Origin of the sequence: Streptomyces spinoverrucosus (genome assembly GCF_006539505.1) — a bacterium.
Taxonomy (GTDB): domain Bacteria; phylum Actinomycetota; class Actinomycetes; order Streptomycetales; family Streptomycetaceae; genus Streptomyces; species Streptomyces spinoverrucosus.
On record NZ_BJND01000038.1, the window covers coordinates 1 to 20,924 of the forward strand.

At 70.1% G+C, this 20,924-nt stretch carries 23 protein-coding genes; 3 read left to right on the forward strand and 20 right to left on the reverse strand.

Annotation, left to right across the window (positions count from 1 at the left end):
• From SSP24_RS24645 to SSP24_RS24720, 15 genes are all read right to left on the reverse strand, one after another.
• A partial coding sequence (locus SSP24_RS24645) for a biotin carboxylase N-terminal domain-containing protein (RefSeq protein WP_280527088.1) occupies positions 1-285 on the reverse strand: 285 nt, incomplete at its 3' end.
• A 1-nt stretch (position 286) separates the two neighbouring features.
• Positions 287-862, reverse strand: a complete 576-nt coding sequence (locus tag SSP24_RS24650) for a flavin reductase family protein (protein ID WP_141311880.1) — start codon at positions 860-862, stop codon at positions 287-289.
• A gap of 42 nt (positions 863-904) precedes the next feature.
• Entirely contained in the window at positions 905-2,617 is a 1,713-nt protein-coding gene (locus SSP24_RS24655; protein WP_229864936.1) for an NAD(P)/FAD-dependent oxidoreductase, read from the reverse strand.
• A gap of 126 nt (positions 2,618-2,743) precedes the next feature.
• The gene (locus SSP24_RS24660; protein WP_141311881.1) at positions 2,744-3,727 is read right to left on the reverse strand and encodes a MarR family winged helix-turn-helix transcriptional regulator; all 984 of its coding nucleotides are present in this window, start codon (positions 3,725-3,727) and stop codon (positions 2,744-2,746) included.
• 89 nt (positions 3,728-3,816) lie between these two features.
• Positions 3,817-4,902: a methyltransferase gene (locus tag SSP24_RS24665; RefSeq protein WP_229864935.1), complete on the reverse strand. Its 1,086-nt coding sequence runs from the start codon at positions 4,900-4,902 to the stop codon at positions 3,817-3,819.
• Positions 4,903-4,988: 86 nt separating this feature from the next.
• Positions 4,989-6,461, reverse strand: a complete 1,473-nt coding sequence (locus tag SSP24_RS24670; protein WP_141311882.1) for an MFS transporter — start codon at positions 6,459-6,461, stop codon at positions 4,989-4,991.
• A gap of 58 nt (positions 6,462-6,519) precedes the next feature.
• Positions 6,520-7,179: a hemerythrin domain-containing protein gene (locus SSP24_RS24675; RefSeq protein ID WP_141311883.1), complete on the reverse strand. Its 660-nt coding sequence runs from the start codon at positions 7,177-7,179 to the stop codon at positions 6,520-6,522.
• Between the two features lie 142 nt (positions 7,180-7,321).
• On the reverse strand, positions 7,322-8,629 hold the full coding sequence (locus SSP24_RS24680; RefSeq protein ID WP_141311884.1) for a cation:proton antiporter: 1,308 nt from the start codon (positions 8,627-8,629) through the stop codon (positions 7,322-7,324).
• Positions 8,630-8,695: 66 nt separating this feature from the next.
• Positions 8,696-9,286 carry an NADPH-dependent FMN reductase gene (locus SSP24_RS24685; protein ID WP_141311885.1) on the reverse strand — a complete coding sequence of 197 codons (591 nt, stop codon included), beginning with the start codon at positions 9,284-9,286 and terminating at the stop codon, positions 8,696-8,698.
• Positions 9,283-9,687, reverse strand: coding sequence for a nitroreductase family deazaflavin-dependent oxidoreductase (locus SSP24_RS24690; RefSeq protein ID WP_141311886.1), 405 nt, complete (start codon positions 9,685-9,687; stop codon positions 9,283-9,285). The genes SSP24_RS24685 and SSP24_RS24690 overlap by 4 nt, the downstream gene beginning before the upstream one ends.
• A 99-nt stretch (positions 9,688-9,786) precedes the next feature.
• Positions 9,787-10,278, reverse strand: coding sequence for an ester cyclase (locus SSP24_RS24695; RefSeq protein ID WP_141311887.1), 492 nt, complete (start codon positions 10,276-10,278; stop codon positions 9,787-9,789).
• A 3-nt stretch (positions 10,279-10,281) separates the two neighbouring features.
• The gene (locus tag SSP24_RS24700; protein ID WP_141311888.1) at positions 10,282-10,863 is read right to left on the reverse strand and encodes a nuclear transport factor 2 family protein; all 582 of its coding nucleotides are present in this window, start codon (positions 10,861-10,863) and stop codon (positions 10,282-10,284) included.
• A complete protein-coding gene (locus SSP24_RS24705) occupies positions 10,860-11,231 on the reverse strand; it encodes a dehydrogenase (protein ID WP_229864934.1) in 372 nt (123 codons plus the stop codon). Before SSP24_RS24705 ends, SSP24_RS24700 begins: the two co-directional genes overlap by 4 nt.
• Positions 11,232-11,607: 376 nt before the next feature.
• Positions 11,608-11,799: a hypothetical protein gene (locus tag SSP24_RS24715; RefSeq protein WP_141311890.1), complete on the reverse strand. Its 192-nt coding sequence runs from the start codon at positions 11,797-11,799 to the stop codon at positions 11,608-11,610.
• Entirely contained in the window at positions 11,796-12,377 is a 582-nt protein-coding gene (locus tag SSP24_RS24720; RefSeq protein ID WP_229864933.1) for a hypothetical protein, read from the reverse strand. Before SSP24_RS24720 ends, SSP24_RS24715 begins: the two co-directional genes overlap by 4 nt.
• Before the next feature lie 355 nt (positions 12,378-12,732).
• Here SSP24_RS24720 and SSP24_RS24725 point away from each other — a divergent pair, with 355 nt between their 5' ends.
• Positions 12,733-13,530, forward strand: a complete 798-nt coding sequence (locus SSP24_RS24725; protein WP_141311891.1) for a response regulator transcription factor — start codon at positions 12,733-12,735, stop codon at positions 13,528-13,530.
• Positions 13,531-13,696: 166 nt separating this feature from the next.
• Here SSP24_RS24725 and SSP24_RS24730 read toward each other — a convergent pair whose 3' ends face one another.
• Entirely contained in the window at positions 13,697-14,674 is a 978-nt protein-coding gene (locus SSP24_RS24730) for a ScbA/BarX family gamma-butyrolactone biosynthesis protein (protein ID WP_141311892.1), read from the reverse strand.
• A gap of 220 nt (positions 14,675-14,894) precedes the next feature.
• Here SSP24_RS24730 and SSP24_RS24735 point away from each other — a divergent pair, with 220 nt between their 5' ends.
• Positions 14,895-15,575: a ScbR family autoregulator-binding transcription factor gene (locus SSP24_RS24735; protein WP_167529689.1), complete on the forward strand. Its 681-nt coding sequence runs from the start codon at positions 14,895-14,897 to the stop codon at positions 15,573-15,575.
• A gap of 90 nt (positions 15,576-15,665) precedes the next feature.
• On the opposite strand, the gene SSP24_RS24740 is transcribed toward SSP24_RS24735, so the two are convergent.
• The 4 genes from SSP24_RS24740 to SSP24_RS24755 all read right to left on the reverse strand — a co-directional run bounded on the left by SSP24_RS24740 (position 15,666) and on the right by SSP24_RS24755 (position 19,257).
• On the reverse strand, positions 15,666-16,337 hold the full coding sequence (locus tag SSP24_RS24740) for a ScbR family autoregulator-binding transcription factor (protein WP_141311894.1): 672 nt from the start codon (positions 16,335-16,337) through the stop codon (positions 15,666-15,668).
• 185 nt (positions 16,338-16,522) lie between these two features.
• On the reverse strand, positions 16,523-17,329 hold the full coding sequence (locus SSP24_RS24745; RefSeq protein ID WP_141311895.1) for an SAM-dependent methyltransferase: 807 nt from the start codon (positions 17,327-17,329) through the stop codon (positions 16,523-16,525).
• Positions 17,330-17,534: 205 nt separating this feature from the next.
• A complete protein-coding gene (locus SSP24_RS24750; RefSeq protein ID WP_229864932.1) occupies positions 17,535-18,689 on the reverse strand; it encodes an acyltransferase family protein in 1,155 nt (384 codons plus the stop codon).
• A 292-nt stretch (positions 18,690-18,981) separates the two neighbouring features.
• The gene (locus SSP24_RS24755) at positions 18,982-19,257 is read right to left on the reverse strand and encodes a DUF1876 domain-containing protein (protein WP_141311896.1); all 276 of its coding nucleotides are present in this window, start codon (positions 19,255-19,257) and stop codon (positions 18,982-18,984) included.
• A 172-nt stretch (positions 19,258-19,429) separates the two neighbouring features.
• Between SSP24_RS24755 and SSP24_RS24760 the strand changes: the two genes are divergently transcribed.
• On the forward strand, positions 19,430-20,920 hold the full coding sequence (locus SSP24_RS24760) for a purple acid phosphatase family protein (RefSeq protein WP_141311897.1): 1,491 nt from the start codon (positions 19,430-19,432) through the stop codon (positions 20,918-20,920).
• Positions 20,921-20,924 lie beyond the last annotated feature (4 nt).

Consider the following 20,924-nt stretch of genomic DNA (forward strand, 5'->3'; position numbering starts at 1 on the left):
GAGCACGGCCTGGGCGAACTCGGCGTTCTCCGACAGGAACCCGTAGCCGGGGTGGACGGCGTCCGCCCCGGACTCACGGGCGGCCTTCAGGACCTTGTCCATGTCGAGGTAGCTGGTGGCCGGGGTGTCACCGCCCAGGGCGAACGCCTGGTCCGCGGCACGGACATGGAGGGCGTCGCGGTCCGGGTCGGCGTAGACGGCCACGCTCGCGATCCCGGCGTCCCGGCAGGCGCGGGCCACCCGGACGGCGATCTCGCCACGGTTGGCGATGAGCACCCGGCGCATGTCAGGACACCCGGGCCGGTGCCGGCGGCTCACCGGCCTGGCTGAACCGGCCGGCTCCGGTCTCCAGCGGACCCAGCGATCCGTCGAAGAAGATCAACGGGTCCTGGCCGTGCTGGGGGACACCCAGCTCCACCACTTCGCCGATGACGATGTCGTGGTCGCCGGCCGCGTGCACGTCGACGGTGGTGCAGGCGATGTAGGCCAGGGCCTCGCTGAGCGCCGGCAGTCCGTCCGCGGTGAAGTGGTGCGGGACGCCCGCGAACGCGTCGGGCCGCTTGCCGGCGAAGTGGCGGGCGAGCGGCTGCTGACGCCCGGACAGGAAGTTGACGGCGAAACCGCCGCTCTCCTGGAGCAGGTCGTGCAGCCGGGACCGCTTGTGCAGGCAGAACAGCACGAGCGGGGGTTCCAGCGAGACCGAGGTGAAGGAGTTGACGGTGGTGCCCTCGGCCCGGCCGCTCGGCCCGGTGGTGACCACCGTGACGCCGGTCGTGAACAAACCGCACACGCGGCGCAGACTCGGCGGCTCGATGGGCTGTCGCTCAGGGGTGCGGGTCAGCGACCGCGCTGCTGCGGACATGCTCATCCCTTTCATGGGGGTGTCGTGGGTGTGCCGCGCGGATCAGAGGAGCTTGCGGACCTTGGAGCCGGCCTTGACGATGCCGAGCAGGAACTCCCGGCCGACGCTGTTCATCTCCGACGGGGCCTGCACCGACGCCCAGAACAGGAAGCGGGCCATCGTCTGCACCGACGGGTAGATGAAGCGCTGCTTCTCGTCCTTCCAGCCGAACACCGGGTTCACGATGGGCGAGTCGTCCAGGACCTTGAAGATGATGTCGGCGGCCTCGTCACCGGTGAGCGCGCCCGCCTCGTACTTCTCGCAGGTCTCCGCGGTGGTCTCCAGGATCCGCTTGAAGGAGTCGGACTGCGGCCACCACAGACCCGGGTACGGGACCTGTTCCAGCTCGTCGAAGTGCTCCCGGCGGCCGTCGCGGGCGTAGGCCAGCCGGGCCCGGGTCAGCCGCATGGTGCCGGGGGTGATGAAGGAGCCCCACACCCGGAACACCGCGTTCCACAGGCGGAAGTGCGAGAAGGCGATGAAGGAGCTGTTGACCAGCTCGTCGTTGTACTGGAGCAGGCCCTGCTCCAGCCGCTCGACGTACTCGAACCGCTCGGCGGAGAAGTCCCCGTCCTTCAGCGCCTCGATCAGCCGGGAGGTCAGCGCGTCGACCACCTCGAAGGTGTTGGACAGACCGCGGGAGAACAGCGCGTCGATGAAACCGGCCGCGTGCGACATCAGGCACCAGCGGTCGCCGATGGTCTGCTTGGAGGAGTACTGCAGCCGGTCCGTGGACACCCACTCGCGCACCCGCTGGGCGCCGACGAACTGCCGCTTGACGGCCGGGTACTTGTCGAGGAAGAGCTGGAACTCCTGCTCCGGGGTGAGGTCCTTGGGCTTGGGGTAGGTGCGCTCGTCGATGGTCAGGCCGACGCTGCACAGCGGGTTGCGGGACTTGTCGTGGTTGTCGAACGGGATGATCCAGAACCAGCCGCGCTCGATCAGGTGGTGCAGGGTGCCGGTGTGCCAGTCGGCCGGCGGGCGCAGGTCCTTGGGGTGGCCGCTGACGTCGTCGAACCGCTTGATGCCCACGTAGTGCGTGAACATCGAGCGGCTGTGGTGCTTGAAGCGGGCCGGCTTCTCCCGCAGGTCGAACTTCTCGGCGAGCGGGGAGCGGAAACCGGAGGCGTCCACCAGGTACTTCGCCCGGTACTGCTCGGGCTGGGCGTTCGGCGCGGCGCTCCGGCCGGTGACGGTCACGCCGTCGTCGTCGAAGTCGACCTCGCTCGCGCGCCAGTTCTGCCGGGGCACACAGCCGTACTTGATCGCCACGTGGAACATGAACGAGTCGCTGTCCTGGCGGTGCATATGGCTGTTCTGGTGGAAGATCTTGGGCAGCGCCAGCTGGGTGGCCGCCCGCGGGTCGGGCTCCTGGCCCACCTCGTGCTTGATGAAGCCGAAGTGCGCCTTGGTGCCGAAGGTCGGGCCGATGTCGCGGGTGGACGCCTGGACGCTGGACAGGCTCTTCAGCTCGGGGATGTCGTGCCGCTCGGAGAGGATGTGGATCCACTCCACGAGCTGCGGGGTCATGGACTCGCCGACGGCGAAGCGCGGGTGGGCGGCCGCGTCGACCAGCAGGACCCGAGCGCCGTGCTTGGCCAGGATCGTGCCGGTCACGGAGCCGGCCAGGCCCGAGCCCAGGATGATGACGTCGAAGGTCATCTCCTCGGGTATGTGTGCCGATTCCGTCGCGCCTTCGGTCATCTTCGCGACCATGGGCTGTCTCCTTCTCCGGGGGCGGAATACCGCATGAAAAAAGGCCCTTCATTCGGAGAATGAAGAGCCGTGGAAAAAGGCGTGAGGTAACCGCTGAATCAAGCGTGACAGGTATTGGCCAAAGGGTCAACCCCTGGCCGGAACAGTGGACTTGTAATGCTCGCCGGAATGCTCGCCGGAATTCGTCGTGGGTTCCAGAAGTTTCAGCAGCAGCGCCCGCAGTTCGTTCTCGCCGCCGGGACCGAGCATGGCGGCCACGTCGTCCGCGAGTTCCTGTACGGCCGCGGTGATGACGGTGAGTTTCTCCCGGCCTTCGTCGGTCACCTCGAGTGCGTACCGGCGCCGGTCGTGCGGGTCCCGGCCGCGGCGTACGAGCCCCTGCTTGACGAGTTCGTCCACGAGCTGGGACGCGGCCGGCCCGGTGATGGCGAGGAACTCCGCGAGCTGCTGCTGGGAACACGGACCGGAGGCGACGAGCGCGGACAGGGGACCGTAGTGACGGACACGCAGTCCGGTGCCGGTGAGCTTGTCGTCGCCGTGCCGGCGCAGCCGGAAGTGGACCTGCGCCACCAGGTACTCGGTGCCCTGCACCAGCGGCTGCGCCGACTCGGGCAGCAGCCGGGTGAGCAACTCGTCGAGCCGGGCGGTCTCCCGGGGGGTGAGGACGGCGGTCAGGCGCGCGTCCCGCTCGGCCACGGCCCGGCGCATGGCCCCGAGGGCGGTGCGGCCCCGGTCGGTCAGGGAGAGCACGTACTGGCGCCGGTTGTCGGGGTTGCGGGTGCGCTGGACCTCGCCGCGGGCCTCCAGGCGGTCGATGACCTGGACCATGATGGTGCGGTTGATGCCGAGGCGCTCGGCGAGGTCGAGCTGGGACGCCCAGTCCTGGCCGGTGAGGGCGTCGAGGACGAGGAAGTCCCGGGAGTCCGTGTCCGTGCCGTCGCCGGTGGCGGAGAACTGCGCGTGGACCCGGCGCAGGAGGTAGCTGACATAGCCGGTGAGCGACTCCGGGAGCGCGCCCGGGACCTCGGCGGTCTCCTCGGTCCGCGTCACGGGAACCGCCGGATCCCCGTCGTTCGCCGGTTCTTGGACCTCGTCGCGTGCACGCCGCAAAACAGCACCTCCTGCCCGAGTATAAGTGCGGTGCACCCGCCGTCCCCTCGGGTGCACCGCGGCCTGGAATATTCAGTGGGCGTTGGGTCCTAGGTGTATTGATCCGCCAGGACCAGTTCCAGCACGGACCGGACACCGGCCGCCTGACTGCCGGCCTCGAAGACGCCGGTCAGCTTCAGACCTGCCCGGGTGGCGAGGCGGGCGAGGTCGTCGACGCCGCGTTCCACTCCGGCGAAGTAGGCGAGCATCCTCAGGTCCATGGCCGTCTCGGGGTTCTTGCCGGTCTCCTCGACGACGAGGATCCGGCCGCCGTCCGCGACGGCGTCGGCGCAGCGGCCCAGGATGCGCAGGGCGTCGTCATCGGACCAGTTGTGCAGGACGGAGGAGAGGATGTAGCCCCCGCCACCGGCGGGCAGCTCGTCGAAGAAGCTGCCGTCGACGACGTCGGCCCGGTCGGCCAGACCGAGCTCCCGGAAGTGGTCGGCCGCGCGGGCGGCGGTGGCCTTGAGGTCGATGACCGTGCCGCGCAGTGCCGGGTGGGCCGCGAGCAGCCCGCCGAGCAGGACGCCGCTGCCGCCGCCGAGGTCGTAGACGTGACCCAGCGCGGACCAGTCGTACGCGGCGGCGATCGAGGGCACGTCCCGGGCCAGGTTGTCGGCCATGATCGCGTCGAAGGACTCGGCCAGCGCCCGGTCGGCGGCCAGGTCCTCCCAGTACGGCACGCCGTAGCGGACGGGGTAGGCGGGGTCGCCGGTGCGCACCACATGGGCCAGTTCCACGATGCTGAGGTCACCGCGGCCGAGCGCTCCGTCGAGGTCGACGAGCCGGTGCTGGCCACTGGGGTGGTCGGTACGCAACTGCTCCCCGAGGCCGGTCAGCCCGTACACCTCGCCGCCGACGGTGAGGACGCCGACGGTGACGAGATGCCGCAGGACCCGCTCCAGCGCCCCGGCGTGCAGCTGCTCGGCCCGGGCGATGTCCTCGGCGGTGACGCGGCCGACGGCGATGTGGTCGGCGACCCGGTAGGTGGCGGCGACGCGCACGGCCATGGGTGTCACGAGGTCGGCGAGCTCCCACAGCGCGAGGGAACGGTTCTCCGGACCACTGTTCGACATGCGGATCTCTGTTCCCTCGTCGGTCTGCTCGGGCTGTGCGTTCCGCGAGAGCTGGGGCATCTCGGCGCCTCTTTCCGGCTTGCGTGGGTGGGGGGAGGGGGCCGGCGGCCTCGCCGCGGGGGAAGAGGCGGGGCCGCCGGGGTGTGTCACAGCGCGGCGGGGGACTGTGCCCCGTCCTGCTGCGGCTGGGGTGCCGACTTCGGCGCGGTGATCAGCGCCGTCACCAGGGCCAGCAGGTAGAGACCGCCACCGAGCAGGAAGCCGTACGAGTAGCCGGTGGTCAGTGCGTCGGACGAGGTGGGCTCGGACTCGTTCTGCGTGATCACGGTCGCCGCCGCGGCCAGTGCGGCGAGGCCGATCGCCCCACCGATCTGCTGCGCGGTGTTGACCAGGCCGGACGCGGCACCGGTCTCCTGCGGCGCGACCCCGCGGACGCTGATGATGGTGACGGCCACGAAGACCATGCCGAGGCCGAGACCGGAGACCAGTTGGGCGGGCAGCAGCGCGACCCAGGGGTTCTGGCCCGGGGCCAGCAGGCTGAACCAGACCATGCCGAGGACGCCGACGGTCAGGCCGACGGAGATCACCGTGCGCTCGGACAGCCGGGCCAGCAGCTGCGGGCCGAGGGCGCCGGCCGCGAGCAGCATGCCCACCGCGTACGGCAGGTAGGCGACGCCGGTGACCATCGGGTCGTAGCCCTTGACCACCTGCATGTAGAGGGTCAGGAAGTAGAAGGTGGCGAGCATGCCCGCGCCGACCAGGAACATCACCAGGTTCGCGCCCACGCGGCCCTTGTCGGCCAGCACGCCGCCGGGGATCATCGGCGCCCGCGCGGTGCGCTGGATGACCACGAAGGCGACCAGCAGGACCAGCGCGACACCCAGGGAGATCAGCGTGGTGGTGTCGTCGAGACCCTCCTCACCGGCGCGCGTGATGCCGTAGACCAGGGCGCCGAAGCCGAAGGTCGCGGTGAGGGCACCCGGCACGTCGACCTTGCCGCGCTCACGGCCGCCCTCGACGAGGACACCGGTGCCGACCAGGACGGCCAGGGCGATCGGGATGTTGACGAACATGACCCAGCGCCAGTTCAGGTACTCGGTCAGCGCGCCACCGAGCAGCAGGCCGACGACCGAGCCGAGGCCGCCCATCGCGCCGTACACACCGAGCGCCTTGTTGCGGGCCGGGCCCGCCGGGAAAGTGGTGGCCAGCAGGGACAGCGCGGTCGGCGCGGCGATGGCGGCGCCGAGGCCCTGCAGCAGCCGGGCGGTGATCAGCAGTCCGCCGGTGGTGGCCAGACCGCCGAGCAGGGAGGCGGCGGTGAAGATGACCAGGCCGGTCCGGAAGACCAGCCGACGGCCGAACAGGTCACCGGCGCGGCCACCGGCCAGCAGCAGTCCGCCGAAGGCCAGGGCGTAGGCGGTGACGACCCAGCCGAGGCCGGCCTCGCTGAGACCGAGGGCGCTCTGCATGCTCGGCAGCGCCACCGCCACGATCGTGTTGTCCAGGACGAGCATCAGCTGCGCTGCGGCGATGACCAGCAGCGCAAGGCCGAGCTTGCCGTCCTTCTGCGGCGGCGCCGCGGCCCTGGGGACGGCCTGGGTGCGGTCTTGCAGCGACATGAGCTTTCTCCGATGTCTCTGGATTGCGGGGGGGTGGGACAGACGTGAGGGCCTTGTGTCAGCGGGCGGCGGTGCCGGCCTTGGTGCCCCAGATGTCCAGCGCCTCGTAGGCTGCGCGCCACTCGGTCTCGTAGGCGTTCTTCAGCTGCTCGGGCATCTTGCCGAGGATTCCGGCGACCTTGGCGACGTCCATGTCGTCGAGCAGCCAGGGCAGGTAGGAGCGGGAGTCGTCGCCGACTCGGGTGCGCTGCTCGGCGCTGAACGCGGCCCACTGCTCCGCGGTCATGGTGATGTCCATCAGCTGCAGCGCGTCGCGCTCCTCGTGGTCGAGGTGGCCGTTGAGCTTGGTGTGGAGGGTGTCGGTCAGGCCGCCGAGGCGCTCCAGGCCGGAGTCCCGGTCGGCGAGGGCCGCGTCGATGTCGGCGAGCAGCGGGTCGATGACCGCGTGCTCGGCCTCCATGTCGTCCAGCAGGGCCAGTTCGGCGGGCTTGCCGGCCAGCGCCTGCTGCATCACCGGCCACACGGTGACGTCCTCGGACGTGTGGTGGATCGTCAGGAACTTCTTGAACAGCTCCCAGCCGACCGCCGTGCTCAGCACATGACGGGGGTCCTCGTCGACCCGGGCCGTGATTCGCGCTATCCGCTCCAGCTCACGCCGCAGGGCGTCGTGGATCGCGAACATCATCGTCATGTCGAGGTTCTTGAACTCCTGGCTCATCACTGTCTCCCTCAGTGCCTCACTGCTGCGTTGCCGTACTGCGACAGTATCGTCAACTTACTTATCTATCAATGACCCAACTAGCAACCCGCCAACTATCAAAGACCCAAGGGGTAAGGGAAAGAGCAGGTCAGGGCCGCTTTCAACGGGTCCCGGCGGACTCCAGGACCGGCTCTTCTTGGCCGATTCCGGATGGGTCGTCGGCCGGATACGGATCCCCCGCACCCCGGCGGATCCAGCTCAGCGCCGGCGAGGTGGCCGCCGTGGTCAGCAGCGCCATCAGCACGAGGATCGTGAACAGGTCGGGTCCGATGACCCCGAGACCGAGGCCGATGTTCAGCACGACCAGTTCGGTCAGGCCTCGGCAGTTCATCAGCGCGCCGATCGACATCGCGTCCCGCCACCGCTGGCCCGCGAGCCGGGCCGCGACCGAACCGCCGCCCCACTTGCCGAGCACGGCGACGGCGAGCACGGCGCCCGCCCACAGCCACTGCGCCAAGTCGCCGCCCAGCAGCGACACATCGGTCTTCAGGCCGGTGCTGACGAAGAACAGCGGCAGCAGCACGGGCAGGGTGAACGCCCGCAGACGAGCCGCGGTGGCCTCGATCTTCCGTCGGCCACGCGGAGTGATCACGCCGAACAGGAACGCGCCGAACAGCGCGTGCACACCGATCTCCTCGGTGGCGAACGCGCCCAGGCACAACCCGCTGAACAGCACGACCAGCACCACGCCGTCGGCGTACTTGCGCTCGGCACGCCCCACCCACCGGTTCAGCAGCGGACGTACGACATAGAACATGGCCAGCGTGAAAGCGGCCGCGTACGCGGCGGTGGTGACCGCCTCCATCGGTGAGCTGCTCTTCGTCACCGCGACCACGGCCGCCAGCAGGCACCAGGCGGTCACGTCGTCCACCGCCGCGCACGCCATCGCCAGCGCCCCCACCCGGGTGCGGTACAGGCCCCGGTCGGTGAGGATGCGGGCCAGGACGGGGAAGGCGGTGATGCTCATCGACACCGCGATGAACAGCACGAACGCGAGCTTGTCGGTGCCCTCGGGGGCGAAGGTCCCGTACATGCCTAAGGCCAGCAGGGTGCCCAGCAGCAACGGCACGGCGATGCTTGCCTGCGACACGGCCACGGCCGTACGGCTGTGTCCGCGCAGCGCTTTGAGGTCCAGTTCCAGCCCGACGAGGAACATGAAGGCGAGCAGCCCGATGTTGCCCAGGACGCCGATGTACGACAACGCGGACGGCGGGAAGAGCCAGGCCTGCGCGGCGGGCCACAGCCAGCCCAGCAGCGAGGGACCGAACAGGATGCCGACGACGATCTCGCCCACCACGGGCGGCTGTCCGAGCCGCCGCACGAGCTGGGCACCGGCTCTGCAGGCGAGGATCACCGCGGGCACGGCGATCAGCAGATCGGGAAGTGGATCGGGGGGAACAGCGGCCATCACACGTCTCCGGTGGAGGGTTCTGGGAAGGAAAAGCGCGCGGGTGTCCGGTGTTGCCGACCGCCGTCAGGAGGCGTACGGGCGTGTCGCCTTCGCCTCGCGCAGCGCGCGGGCCCACCACAGCAGCTGGTCGAGCATGAGCTTGGCCGCGGATTCCGCGCCCTCGGGGTCGGCGGGGAAGCGGCCCTCGGCGTCGTAGTGTTCGAGGATCCTGGGGAAGGTGACGATGTCCTTCATCCCCACGCAGTGGAACTCGGCGAAGATCTGCCGCAGATGTTCGATCGCGCGCACCCCGCCGGCCGTGCCGAGCCCGTAGCCGACGAAACCGACCGGCTTGGCCTGCCACTCCGACTGGAAGCTGTCGATGAGGGTCTTCAGCGGGCCGGGGACGCTGCGGTTGTACTCCGGTACGACCACGACGTACGCCTCGGCCCCAGTCAGCCGTGGTCGCAGCGCCGCCGCTGCCGGGTCGTCCGCGTCGAGGCTCGCGGGCAGCAGGTGGTCGGCCACGTCGACGACGTCCAGCACCAGGTCGTCGTGGCGCGCGGCCACCCGCGCGAACCAGCCCGCGACGTCCGGCGCGAGCCGTCCGTCCCGGGCGGAGCCGACGAGCAGCGTGACCCGCACCGGGCGGGTCACCGGACCGGCCGTGCTCATCGCCGTACCGCCGGACTCGGCGTGGCCACCGGCGTCAGCGCCAGGAACTCCTTGGCGTCGACGCGGGAGAGGATACGGCGGGTCAGGGCCGGCATCTTCGTGGTGCCGTCGTCGGTGAAGACGACCGGGTTGGTGACCCGGACGCGCCGGCCCCGGGTGGTGATCTCGCAACCGCCCGCCGCCAGCACGTTCTTGACCCAGTCGGAGCCGGGCCCGTACGGCAGTGTGATGACGATGTCCTCGCCGCGCCGGAACAGCTTCACCGGTGTGGCGAACTCGCGCCCCGACTTACGGCCGCGGTGGTGCACCTTCCCGAACCCGGGCAGCCGGCTGAACAGCGGGCCCACCAGGTGGTTGGCGAACTTCCGGTTGAAGCGGGCCACTTTCCTGTCGATCGGCACGGATCTTCCCTCCCTCTGATTCGTCTCTCGCCGCTGAGCACCGGGCGGGCGCCGGGCCGTGTCTCGGCGGCCGGCGCCCGTCCGGATCGGGGCGTGCGGTCAGGCGGCGGGCTTGCCCGCGCCGGGGCCGCCGTTCGCGCCGGCCGGGGTCAGCGGGCCGACCGGCTTGCCGCCGGACTTCAGGAAGCGCTCCAGGGTGAAGTTGTCGACGATGCCCCAGCGCTCGGCGATCCGGTCGCCCTCGAAGCGGAACCAGATGATCGCCTGGTGCTGCACCTGCAGACCGGTCGCCGGGATGCCGATGAACGGGCCGGTGTGCTTGCCGTGCATCACCCAGCGGATCGCGGCCTTGTCGCCCATCGAGATGAAGTCGAGGATCTCGTAGCGGATGTCGCTGAACGCGGACTGCTGGATCTTGATGGTGTGCTTGAACGCCTCCGGGCCCCGCATGGAGTCGTCGTGGCTGCCGTTGTTGCGGAAGTCCGCGGTCAGATAGCGGTCGGCGGCCGAGAGGTCGCCGAGGTCCAGGCCCTCGTGGAAGACCTTCTCGATGACTTCCCGCTGCTGCTCGGCGGTGAGCGTGGTGGGCATGCGTCAGTTCTCCTTCGTTGCCGCGTTGTTCGCGGGTGTGGTGGCCGGTGTGTTCGCGGATGCGTTGCCGCGGGTGTCGAGCGTCGTGGCGTCGACCTGGGTCACGCCCCTGGGCACGGCTCCCGTGGTCCACACGATGCGCAGCCGCAGCCGGTCGAAGCGCCAGCCGTCCGGAGTGCGCCGGGCCGTGCCGGTGAACCGGCCGCCGAGCTGGAAGTACTCGGAGGGGTCCGGCGGCACGGGCGAGCCGTGGTGCACATGGGACGCGATCAGGCTCCAGCTGAGCCCGGCCCGGTCGCCGTCGAGGTCGACCGAGCAGTCGGAGCCGTGGTGGTGGGTACGGCCCCAGCGCGCCATGATCTCGGTGGTGAAGCCGCCGACACCGGTGACGCCCCGGTGGCTGCCCACCGGGAAGGTCATCTCGATGTCCTCGGTGAACAGGGACTTGGCCCAGGCCTCGCCGAATTCGCCCTCGTCGAGGCTGGCCAGATAGCGGCCGGCGAGCTTCTGCAGCTCGGCGAGGTCGGTCAGCCGGGCGATCCCGGCGGCCAGGGCGGCCGGATCCGCCGCCTGGGGCCGGGTCATGACACCCGGCGCGCTTGGGTCGTGGCGTCCGTCGCGTAGATCACGACGCCGTCCGGACCGTGCACGACGGCCTTGCCCTCGCCGGTGAGCGTGTCACCGTCACGGCGGGCGGCGATGTCGATCTGGATGTAGGCGGCGCGGTGGCCGTTGGGGCTGATCTGGGTGACGTCGAGGTTGAAGTCCTCGCGCAGCGAGAACTGCAGCTCGGTGTCGCTGGTCACGGTCCAGGAGCCGGTGCCGGTGCTCTTCTTCGTCGTGACCGAGAGCGAACCGTCGTGCTCGAAGGTGACCGTGTAGTCGTCCACCTCGCCGTCGTGCGTGACCGTACCCGTCCAGCGACCGACGGGCGTCCAGGTAGAAACAGGCATCGACCACACTTCCTCTAGTCGGGGAAACACCCGGGGAAACACCGGGGAAACAAAAAATCCGCATCCAGGTCGGGAACACCGACGTGGATACGGATTTCGAGTCAGGGCATGAAGCCGCCGGAAAAAGTGTGACACCTTGGCCCGAGCTTCGTCAACTCCGGCTTTTTCAACGGGAAAGAAGCAGCTCCCACGGCCTGGGGGACGGCCGTGGGAGCTGCTCAACGGGATCCCCGCACGGATCCGCGTTTTCTTCGTGATGGCCCAGTTGATGGCCCAGTTGATGGCCCAGTTGATGGCCCAGTTGATGGCCCAGTTGATGGTCCGGTTGATAAATGCGATGCCCTTATTCAACGGCGCCGTTGCCGAAGATCGGGAATTACCTGGAATCGTCGCGGCGAGTCAGCCGGAACAGTTCGTCCAGGTCGTACTCCGCCCGCTGCGGACCGCCGTACCGGGTGATCTTCCGGCGGCTCGCCCACTTGCGGATGGTGGCCTCGGACACCCCCATCGCGAGGGCGGCCAGTTCCGTCGAGACCCTCCGTCGCCTGCGGTTCTCCTGCTCCGTCACGCGACCTCACCCTTCAGCCGGTCGGCCACCCGCATCCACTGGTGCGGCGGCAGCGCGTGCCCGGCGTCGCAGGTGACATGGCTGGGTACCCGGCCGCCACCCGCGGACATCACCCCGAACAGCGTGCCGTCGCACCCCGGCTCCAGACACGAGCCGAGCGGGAACCTGCGCACCTGGCCGGGACCGAACAACTTGCCGAAGGCGGCGAGCAGTTCGGTGACCTCCTCGTCGAAGTCGATGGCCGCGGGATGGCGGGCCAGCCACGGCAACTGCTCCTGCAGAAACCGCACCAGGCTGCCCACCCGGGGCTCCCGGGGCCGCGGCGTCCGGTCGCGCCGCTCGTCCACCACGAGCCGTGCCCACTGCGCGAGTACGTCGGTGACCTGGGCCCGCAGGGTCACCGCGCTGTCGTCCAGCACGATGCCCACGGTGCTCCGGCTGCCACTGACCCGCTCGCGCAGCCGGGTCGGGGTCTGGGTGAGGGCCTGATCGCTCTCTTCGTAGAGTTCGAGCAGAGCGCGCAACTCCCGGTGCAGCCGGCCCACGCACCTGGCGCAGATCCGACCGCACAGGGGCACGCAGTCCCTGCTCCTGTGATCGTCGGCGAGTTGCCGAACCTCGTGCATCCGATCCCCCCGCATCTCTGGGTTCTCCTGAGACTTCCTCCATGCTCGCGGCCGCCCCTACGCGCTTCAACGCAGGTCCGTTCAGGGTTTCGGCAAGCATCTGCAGTTGTGTGAACGGACCGTCAGGGCAGTGTGAGATGGCCTGAACTCACCATTTGCCGGGGGCGGTCCTCGGCAAGGCTTGAAGACTGGCCGAGCGGTTTGATAGACATGAAGAAGATACCGTTCGACCAGTTTTTTTAGTACCCCCTTCAGACCCGTGTCGGACTGCTCCGACGTGGGCGGGCCACGGCGCTGGGAGACACCGATGAGGACCGTTCTGATCGTCGATGACGATGACGGCGTGGCCGAATCGCTCGCGCAGGCCCTGACCGTGCACGGGTTCGTCCCGCAGCGGGCCGCGACCGGGGCCGACGCGCTGGACCTGCTGGACGACGTCTCGCTCGTCGTGCTCGAACTCGCCCTGCCGGACCTGGCCGGGCACGAGGTGTGCCGGCGCATCCGGGAGCGCTCCTGTGTGCCGATCCTCGCGATGAGCGACCGGGCCGAGGAGCTGGACCGGGTGATGGCGTTCCACATGGGCGCGGACGCGTTCGCCTACAAGCCCGTGGGCTCCTACGAGTTGATCGCCCGCGTCCAGGCGCTGTTCCGGCGCAGCGGCACCTGCCCCTGGCACGAGGAGCACCGCAGTCGGCCGCAGACCCCGGACCGGGGCGGGCCCGGCACCACCACGCCCCCCGCGTCCGCCGTGACGGCCTCCCGGGACACCCTCGGCGCCGGTCCCCTCCAACTCGACCTGCGCACCCGCACGGTCGCCCTGCACGGCGAGGAGATCCCGGTCACCCGGCGGGAGTTCGACCTGCTGGCGCTGCTCATGCAGGAGCCCGGCACGGTGCACCGGCGGCAGGACATCATGGCCCAGGTCTGGGACGAGAACTGGTTCGGCTCCACCCGCACCCTCGACGTCCATGTCGGCTCCCTGCGCGGCAAGCTGGGCAACCGCGAGTGGATCGAGACGGTACGCGGCATCGGCTACCGCCTGGTGGTGCCCCCCGAGGCACCGGCACCGACGCGACAGCCGACAGCGGACCGGACGCGCGGCTGAGCCCCCGCCCCCGGCGCATCCTCCCGGCGTAACCCCGCCCTCGTCCCCGCCCCCGGCGCATCCTCCCGGCGTATCCCCGCCCTCGCCCCCGCCGCCCCCGGCGTCACGACCGTGCCCCCTCCCCGCCTTTTCTTCTTCGGCGGGGAGGGGGCACGGCCCGTGTCGCTCAGGCGTCGGGTACCTCGGTGTCCAGGACCGTGACCGTGCAGCGGCCGACCACGGAACCCCCCTGGTGGAACTCCACGGTCAGGCTGCGCCGGCCCAGTTCGCCCACCGTCGGCTCGGAGGCCGACACCACGCAGGGCAGGTCCAGTTCGACGTACCGATGGAACGCGGCGTCGCAGCCGACCAGCAGGCCGTGCGGCAGTCCGAGACGGGCGAGCGCCGCCTGCCGGGCGGCCTCCATGACGAGCATGCCCGGCACATGGTCCACCGGGTGGTCGAACAGCACCGGGTGGGTGGCGTCGACGCGCAGCAGGTGCACGCCCCGGTCGTTGCCGGCCTCCCCGCCCGGCACGCCCAGTACGACGTCGAACTCCCTGGTGCGGCCCACCAGTTCGGGCTGTACCGCCGGGACGAGCGTGCACGCCGGACGGACCTCGGCCCGCTCCCCGCGCAGTCTGCGGTACACCGCCGGGGCCACGCAGTCGGTGGCGGCGTACCCGTGGCCGATGAGGGTGCCGTCCCGGTGGGCGAGGACGTCACAGGCGAAGGACACGACGTGCTCGCGTCGGCAGCGGATGTCCTTGAGCGTCACTTCCAGCACCACGTTGGCCGGTGCCCCGCCCAGGCGGGCCCCCTCCTCGGTGATCTCGAACGACGTGCTCTTGGTGAGGAACCGCTGGCCCTGCGGGATACCGAGCGCCTGGTGGGCGAGAAGCAGCCCGGCCTGACGTATCGATTCACCGAGCAGCATGGGGTCGTGCCAGCGCCCCGCGACCGGGCCGTAGTAGCTGTGACCGCGGGCCCACTGGGCACCCACGCGGTACACGTCCCTTCTGTGGGGCCTCACCCCCGTGATGAGGACCTCCGAGACCGCCGCACGGTGCACCAGCCAGCGCGGCACCGTGCGTTCAAAGAGGTCGACCTCCCCGTTATCGAGAGTTAAAAATTCCAGCCGGTCGGCTTGCACAAGTGGACTCATCGTGTGCCTCCTGAGGCGCGGAAGGAACGCGGCCTTCCGCGAGCGGAACAGGACAGGGCTTACATGGGCCGCCGTCGTGCATGGCAACACCGCTGGCGTTAGCGTACTAGCTGACTGGTTTTTTTTCTCTCAGACATGGCAGTCTCTTGCCAGGGACTTCGGGGGCACCGGCGGGCTGGGCGACCATGAACGGCCCAGCGATGGACAGGAGGTAGGCACAGTGGCCAGGGCGAGGCAGGAACGGGCCGAGATCACCCGTCAGGCGATCCTTGACGGGGCAGCGGCAGCCTTCGACGCGACCGGCTTCGGCGGCACGAGCCTGAGCGATGTCGCACAACAGGCGGGCGTCACCAAGGGCGCGCTCTACTTTCACTTCGCGTCCAAGGAAGCCCTCGCTCGGGCGCTGGTCGACGAGCAGTTCCAGTCCACCGACCTGATCGCCGGGGAGTTGATGCCGGGCGTGCAGACGGTGATCGACATGGGGCACCGGCTGGCGCACGGACTGCGCAGCGACGTCCGACTGCGTGCCGGGATAAGGCTGGTGGTGGAGTTCGGTTCCTTCGTCGACCCCGACCCCGCACCGTACAACTCGTGGATCAGCATCGTGCGGGACTGCCTGGCACCCGCCCAGGGCCGCGGCGATCTGTTCCCGGAGATCAACGTCAGCGATCTGGCGACGTTCGTGTGCGGCTCGTTCACCGGCCTGCAGCTCACGTCGTACGTCCGCACCGGCCGCGACGACCTGCACGAGCGGGTCACGGACATGTTCCGCTATCTGCTCCCCGGCATCGTCCCGCCGGACCGCCGCGCCGAGTTCCAACCGGCAGGCTCCGCCAAGTGCCGTGCCGAGCTGGGACTTCCGGCACTCGACGAGGAGAATCCCGTGGAACGGGCCGAATGACCGGTAGGCCGACAACGCTGTCGCGGCGAGCTACGACCCGCGGGACGGCCTGCGCGCTGACTGGGCGTCAGCTGCGGATGTTCCGGCGCCTCACTGCACGGACGGGGCCGTAGTCCGTACCGTCCGCAGACCGTCCTCCGACGCCAGCGCGGGCAGGGTCAGTTCCCACAGGTCGGCCAGCCACATCTCGCACTCGTCCGCCGGTACGCCCAGCCAGGTCAGCGTCTCCAGGCCGGAGACGGCCGCCGCCACCGGCGTCCGTGCCGACGACTCCGGTACGGAGCGGCCGAGTTCACCGGCGCGGCGGGCCTCGTCGAGCAGACCGCCCAGCCGGCCCAGCCACTGCCCGTAGAAGTCGGGGGGGCCGTCGTCCCCGGGTACGCCCCGCCCGGACACGAGGCCGTCGGCGTCCCCCGGCTCGCGCTCGCGCGCGATCCGCACCGACGCGCGCACGAACACGTCCTCGCGCAGCAGCCGCCCCAGCACATAGGTCAGGTCGACGACGAGTTGCAGATACGTCCCCCCGGCCGCCTCCAGCTGGAGCACCGTGCGCTCCATGACCTCCCGGCCGCGTTCCTGCACGGCCATGGCGACCTCGTCCTTGGTGGAGAAGTGGAAGAACAGCGCTCCCTTGGTCACCCCGGCATGGCGGCTGATGTCGGCGAGTGTGGCCCGCACGTACCCGTGTTGCGCGAACTGCTCGGCGGCGGCGACCACCAGCCGTTCCATGGTCCGCTCCGAGCGTTTCTGTTTGCCTGCCATCCAACCGCTCCTCGAAGCAACCCCGTTACACCTCCTGTATGGGTTCCTTCATACGCCCCGTCACCGCAGGGGAACGCAAGCCCAGTGTCAGATAAACAAAAAAATTCCAAATCCTCACACTTGCGCAAGCCGATGGCCCCCGACGGGCCGGCCCACGGGGGCCGGGCCGGCCACGCCCGGGTGGGTCAGTTCTTCACGGCGACGGCTGCGAACCCGGCCGTGTCCTCACGGTTGGTCTGGTAGTCCGCGTCGGAGGCGCGCTCCTGGTCCGTCTCCCACTCGTTGACGGACACCACTCCGGGTTCCAGCACCGTCCAGCCCTCGGTGTCGACGAACCGTGTGATCTCCGCGCGGGAGCGGGAGGCGAGGTCGACCCGCAGGTTCGTGTACAACTCGTCGACCGCGGCCCGCACCGGCGCGGAGACGTAGTCGGGGCTGGAGTGGGTGAGGATGACGAGGCTGCCGGGGGCCAGCGCCTCCTTGTAGCGCTCGACGGTGCCGTACGGGTCGTCGGCGTCGAGGACGAAGTGCAGCAGCGCGCCGAACAGCACGGCCACCGGCTGGGAGAGGTCCAGCAGTTCCTTGGTCGCGGGCGCCGACAGCACGGCCTGGGGGTCCCGGAAGTCCGCGTCGACGTACGCCGTGCGGCCGTCCGAGGTCTCGCCCAGGATGCGGCGGGCGATGTCGCCGACGACCGGGTCGTTGTCGACGTAGACGACCTTGGCCTCGGGCGCGACCTCGTGCGTGGCGGCGGCGGCCGGAATGCCGCTGCCGATGTCCAGGAACTGACTGATGCCACGCCGGGTGGCGGTGCGCACCGCCCGGTTGAGGAAGCGCCGGTTGGCGCGCGCCCCCAGCGGGCCGCCGGGCAGCAGCTTCACGATGCCGTCCGCCGCGGCGCGGTCCACCGGGAGGTTCTCGGAGCCTCCCAGGAAGTAGTCCATGATGCGCGCGGCGTGCGGGATCTGGTCGGGGGTCTTGGTCTCGGGCATGTCCACACATCCTTGGTGAGGGGTTGGTTTTCGAAGACGGGGCACGAAGACGGGCACGAAGACGGGCACGAAGACGAGCACGAAGACGGGCACACAGAAAAGGCGACATCCGAACCGGCCACTACCGGTGAATGTCGCCTTTGTCAGGCTGTTTCAGGGCAAAAGGACTCCGCGCAAGGAGCGTGACATGTACACGCCCATAGTGTCAACGGACGCTGATCGTCCGCGGCCTGCTGAAGCGCCTCATCGCCGGCCGCTCGACCAGTGTGTACAGCAGATACGCGAGGACGGTGGTGACGGCCCAGGCGAGCAGGCACAGCCCGACCGCCTCGGCGAGGCTGTAAGGGGCGTGCCCGGCAAGGTACTTGGTGCCGCCGATCAGCACGGCGGCCTGGAGCAGGTAGAACGCGAACGACACCTCGCCGAGCCACGTCATCACTCGTCCCCGGAACGGTGAGCGCCGCCCGCGCACGTCGGCGACCGCGGCGGCCGGGATGAGCAGGCCGAGCGGGAGCACCCAGACCGCGGAAAGGGCGTACAGGTAGGGCACGTTGAGCGCGAGGGCGTACGCGGCGACGCACAGCAGCACCGCCTGCCACAGCCGGACGCCCACCCACCGGTCGGTCAGCACGATCCGGGCGAGCAGCATGCCGAGCACGAACTCCAGCATCCGCACCGGCGGCAGCTGGTACACGAACCAGTTCTGCACCTCGCTGACCTGCCAGCCGGGGATGCGCACCTCACCGGGCAGGACCGCGTACGCGAACGCCGGTACGGCGACGACGGCGGCCGCGAAGCCCACCGTCCACGCCCACAGCCGCGCCGGGGAGATCCCCCTCACCGCGCGGTACAGCAGCGGGAAGCACAGGTAGAACAGCAGCTCACAACCGAGCGACCAGCTCGGGGCGTTGACGCTGAACGACACCGCGGGGTCCCAGGACCAGGTCTGCACCAGGAGCAGGTTGGGCAGCCAGTGCTGCCAGGCGGTGGTGGTCGCGCCGGCGAACACCAGCAGCGAGATCACGAACGTGACCAGGTGGTTGGGGTACAGCTTGACCAGGCGGCGGCGCATGAACAGGCCGGGGGTGTCCGTGGGGCGGGCGGACCAGGTCAGGATGAACCCGCTGAGGATGAAGAAGAACGACACCCCGAGCCCGCCCGCGATCCCGAACAGCCGGGCCGCGTCGTGCGCGGTCTGCCCGCTGAAGGGGCTGAGCTGGGGGCTCGTGACGTGGTACAGGAACACGGCCATCGCCGCGTAGAACCGGAGCCCCGTCAGCGATGGCAGCCCGGCTGACGACGGTGCCCGCCCGGACCGGGCGGGCACCGTCTCCTTGGGTCGGTGGGTGGGGATGGTCACGGATCTCTCCTTCACACGGCACGAAAAACACCGCGCGGCAGGCCGGAGGGGGCCTGCCGCGCGGTGTCGACAGCTGGAACGGAGATTGCTGGAACGGAGATGGTGGAACAGAGATGGTGGAACAGAACAGGAAGAGAAGGATCGGTCGGCGGGACTACCCCGGCCTGCCCAGGGGGCGCTCGGAGGCACACATCAACCGCCGCCAAGAGCGTGACACCCCGGCTTCGCGGAAGTCAACCCGCTCCGGATGCCGCCACGCCCCTGGCGGCTGGGCTGCGCGGAACGCCGCCGGTCAGACGTGAATCGGGTGGGACGTGCGTCCCGAGGCCGAGTCGATCTCGTCGTGCGCCTTGGTCAGCAGGCGCATGGCGAGTTCGTTCAACGCCCTTGCCCCGGCGATCTCCTCGCCGACCCTCGGCTGATTCGCGTCGGTGTGGTGCCGGCTCGCGTGTCCGTGGGCCCTCACCTCGGTCCCGTCGGGCAAGCGCACCAGCGCCGCTGCCTTGGTGTGGCTGTCGTCCTCCTGGAACTCCAGCTCGACATGCCATCCCACAGTGGTGTGCATCATGATGATCACCTCCGGATCATCTGCGTCCAGGGTCACCTGTCACCAGGATTGCTTCCAGAGTGCTCCTTCAGTGCCCGACTTGTCGCGTTCCCGTCGCTGTTGTCTTGTTCCGGACCTGGGTACGCCGCCGCGACCACGGCCGCCGTTCACTGCCGTGGGGCACGAAGACGCCATGCGCTGTTGCCTGACCGCTCCCCAAGCCGCCCGCTCAGCCCTCGCATCCCTCTCCGCGCTCCCCGCTCCCCACCACGTCCTGCGCTCCGCCGCCCTCATCGCCCCCGTCGTCCTGCACGGCCTGCGCACCCGGCACTCCGGCCCCGTCGCCGCCGTCCAGCTGGAACTGGTCACGCTGGCCGAGGACCACGCCGTGCTCACCTGGTTCACCGGCGTCCCCGGCACCGACGACGGGCTCGGCCAGATGCTCCCGGCGATCACCGAGGGCGAGGTGGTGTACGGCACCCACCCGGCCCGCCTGAACCGGGTCGCCGGCGAGGACCGCCCGACCGCTCACCACCAGGTCGAGCTGACCGGCCTGGAGCCCGGCCAGACGTACTACTACCAGGCCCGTTCCCGAGGCGTCCCCGCCACGCCCACCCCGCTCCACCTGGTGGGCGGCAATGCGGTCGGCACCTCACCGCACGGCCTCGGCACCCCGGCCGGGCCGTACTCCTTCACCACCCCCCAGCCCCCACCCGGCCGCCACCTCCTCTCGATCGCCCTCTGCAACGACCTGCACCTGGGCGAGACCACGGCAGGCCTGGTGGCCGGACTCCCCCTCCTGCGCGGCGTCTCGCAGACGCCGGGCCGGGCCCCGTACCCGGAGATCATGAGCCGTGCCGTGGTCGCGGAGGCCCGGCGGCGCGGGGCGGACCTGCTGCTGGCCGCCGGGGACATCTCGGCGGGCGGCGCGCCCCGCGACCTGGCGACGGCGCGGCGCATCCTGGACGGCTTCGGTGTCCACGGACGGGACTATTTCGTCGTACGGGGCAACCACGACCGGGCGACCCCCGAGGGCGACGCCTTCCACCGGGCGTTCCTCACCGCGCCCGGATACTTCGCCCATGAAGTGGGCGGCCTGCGGATCATCGGCCTCGACACCTACGAGAAGGCGGGCACCGGCGCCGACGCGGGCGGGATGGGAGCGGAGCAACTGGCGTGGCTACGGGCACGTCTACGCGAAGCGAGAGACCAACCAACGCTCGTCTTCGGCCACCATCCGCTGACGGTGCGGCACTCCCTGTTCCCCGTGGGCGCGGGCCAGCGCCTGGCCCGCCGCCAGGCCCGCGCGCTCCTCGCGGCCTATGCCGCGGCCCGGGGCGTCTTCCTGCATCACGCCGGCCACACCCACCGCAACAAGCGCACGGTCCTGGACGAGGCACCGCACGTCACGTTCCAGGAGGTCAGCGCGGTGAAGGACTACCCGGGCGGCTTCACCCTGCTGCGCGTCCACTCGGCCGGTTACGCCCTCAACCACTACACGCCCCGCGACACCTCGGCCCGCGCCTGGCTGGAACGCAGCCGCCGGGTCGCGGCCGGCCTGTGGCCGCACTACGCACTGGGCCACTCGGTGACGGACCGCAACAGCGTCGCGGCCCACGACCTGTCGGGCATCACCCGCCCGACCCCACGGGACCCGCTGCCGGGGCGACTGACGGCGGCGTGACGCA

Coding starts and splice junctions, on each gene's coding strand:
- SSP24_RS24650 (WP_141311880.1), bottom strand. CDS start 862: ATGTCCGCAGCAGCGCGGTCGCTGACCCGCACCCCTGAGCGACAGCCC.
- SSP24_RS24655 (WP_229864936.1), bottom strand. CDS start 2,617: ATGGTCGCGAAGATGACCGAAGGCGCGACGGAATCGGCACACATACCC.
- SSP24_RS24665 (WP_229864935.1), bottom strand. CDS start 4,902: ATGCCCCAGCTCTCGCGGAACGCACAGCCCGAGCAGACCGACGAGGGA.
- SSP24_RS24670 (WP_141311882.1), bottom strand. CDS start 6,461: ATGTCGCTGCAAGACCGCACCCAGGCCGTCCCCAGGGCCGCGGCGCCG.
- SSP24_RS24675 (WP_141311883.1), bottom strand. CDS start 7,179: ATGAGCCAGGAGTTCAAGAACCTCGACATGACGATGATGTTCGCGATC.
- SSP24_RS24680 (WP_141311884.1), bottom strand. CDS start 8,629: ATGGCCGCTGTTCCCCCCGATCCACTTCCCGATCTGCTGATCGCCGTG.
- SSP24_RS24685 (WP_141311885.1), bottom strand. CDS start 9,286: ATGAGCACGGCCGGTCCGGTGACCCGCCCGGTGCGGGTCACGCTGCTC.
- SSP24_RS24695 (WP_141311887.1), bottom strand. CDS start 10,278: ATGCCCACCACGCTCACCGCCGAGCAGCAGCGGGAAGTCATCGAGAAG.
- SSP24_RS24700 (WP_141311888.1), bottom strand. CDS start 10,863: ATGACCCGGCCCCAGGCGGCGGATCCGGCCGCCCTGGCCGCCGGGATC.
- SSP24_RS24705 (WP_229864934.1), bottom strand. CDS start 11,231: ATGCCTGTTTCTACCTGGACGCCCGTCGGTCGCTGGACGGGTACGGTC.
- SSP24_RS24725 (WP_141311891.1), top strand. CDS start 12,733: ATGAGGACCGTTCTGATCGTCGATGACGATGACGGCGTGGCCGAATCG.
- SSP24_RS24730 (WP_141311892.1), bottom strand. CDS start 14,674: ATGAGTCCACTTGTGCAAGCCGACCGGCTGGAATTTTTAACTCTCGAT.
- SSP24_RS24740 (WP_141311894.1), bottom strand. CDS start 16,337: ATGGCAGGCAAACAGAAACGCTCGGAGCGGACCATGGAACGGCTGGTG.
- SSP24_RS24745 (WP_141311895.1), bottom strand. CDS start 17,329: ATGCCCGAGACCAAGACCCCCGACCAGATCCCGCACGCCGCGCGCATC.
- SSP24_RS24755 (WP_141311896.1), bottom strand. CDS start 19,257: ATGATGCACACCACTGTGGGATGGCATGTCGAGCTGGAGTTCCAGGAG.
- SSP24_RS24760 (WP_141311897.1), top strand. CDS start 19,430: ATGCGCTGTTGCCTGACCGCTCCCCAAGCCGCCCGCTCAGCCCTCGCA.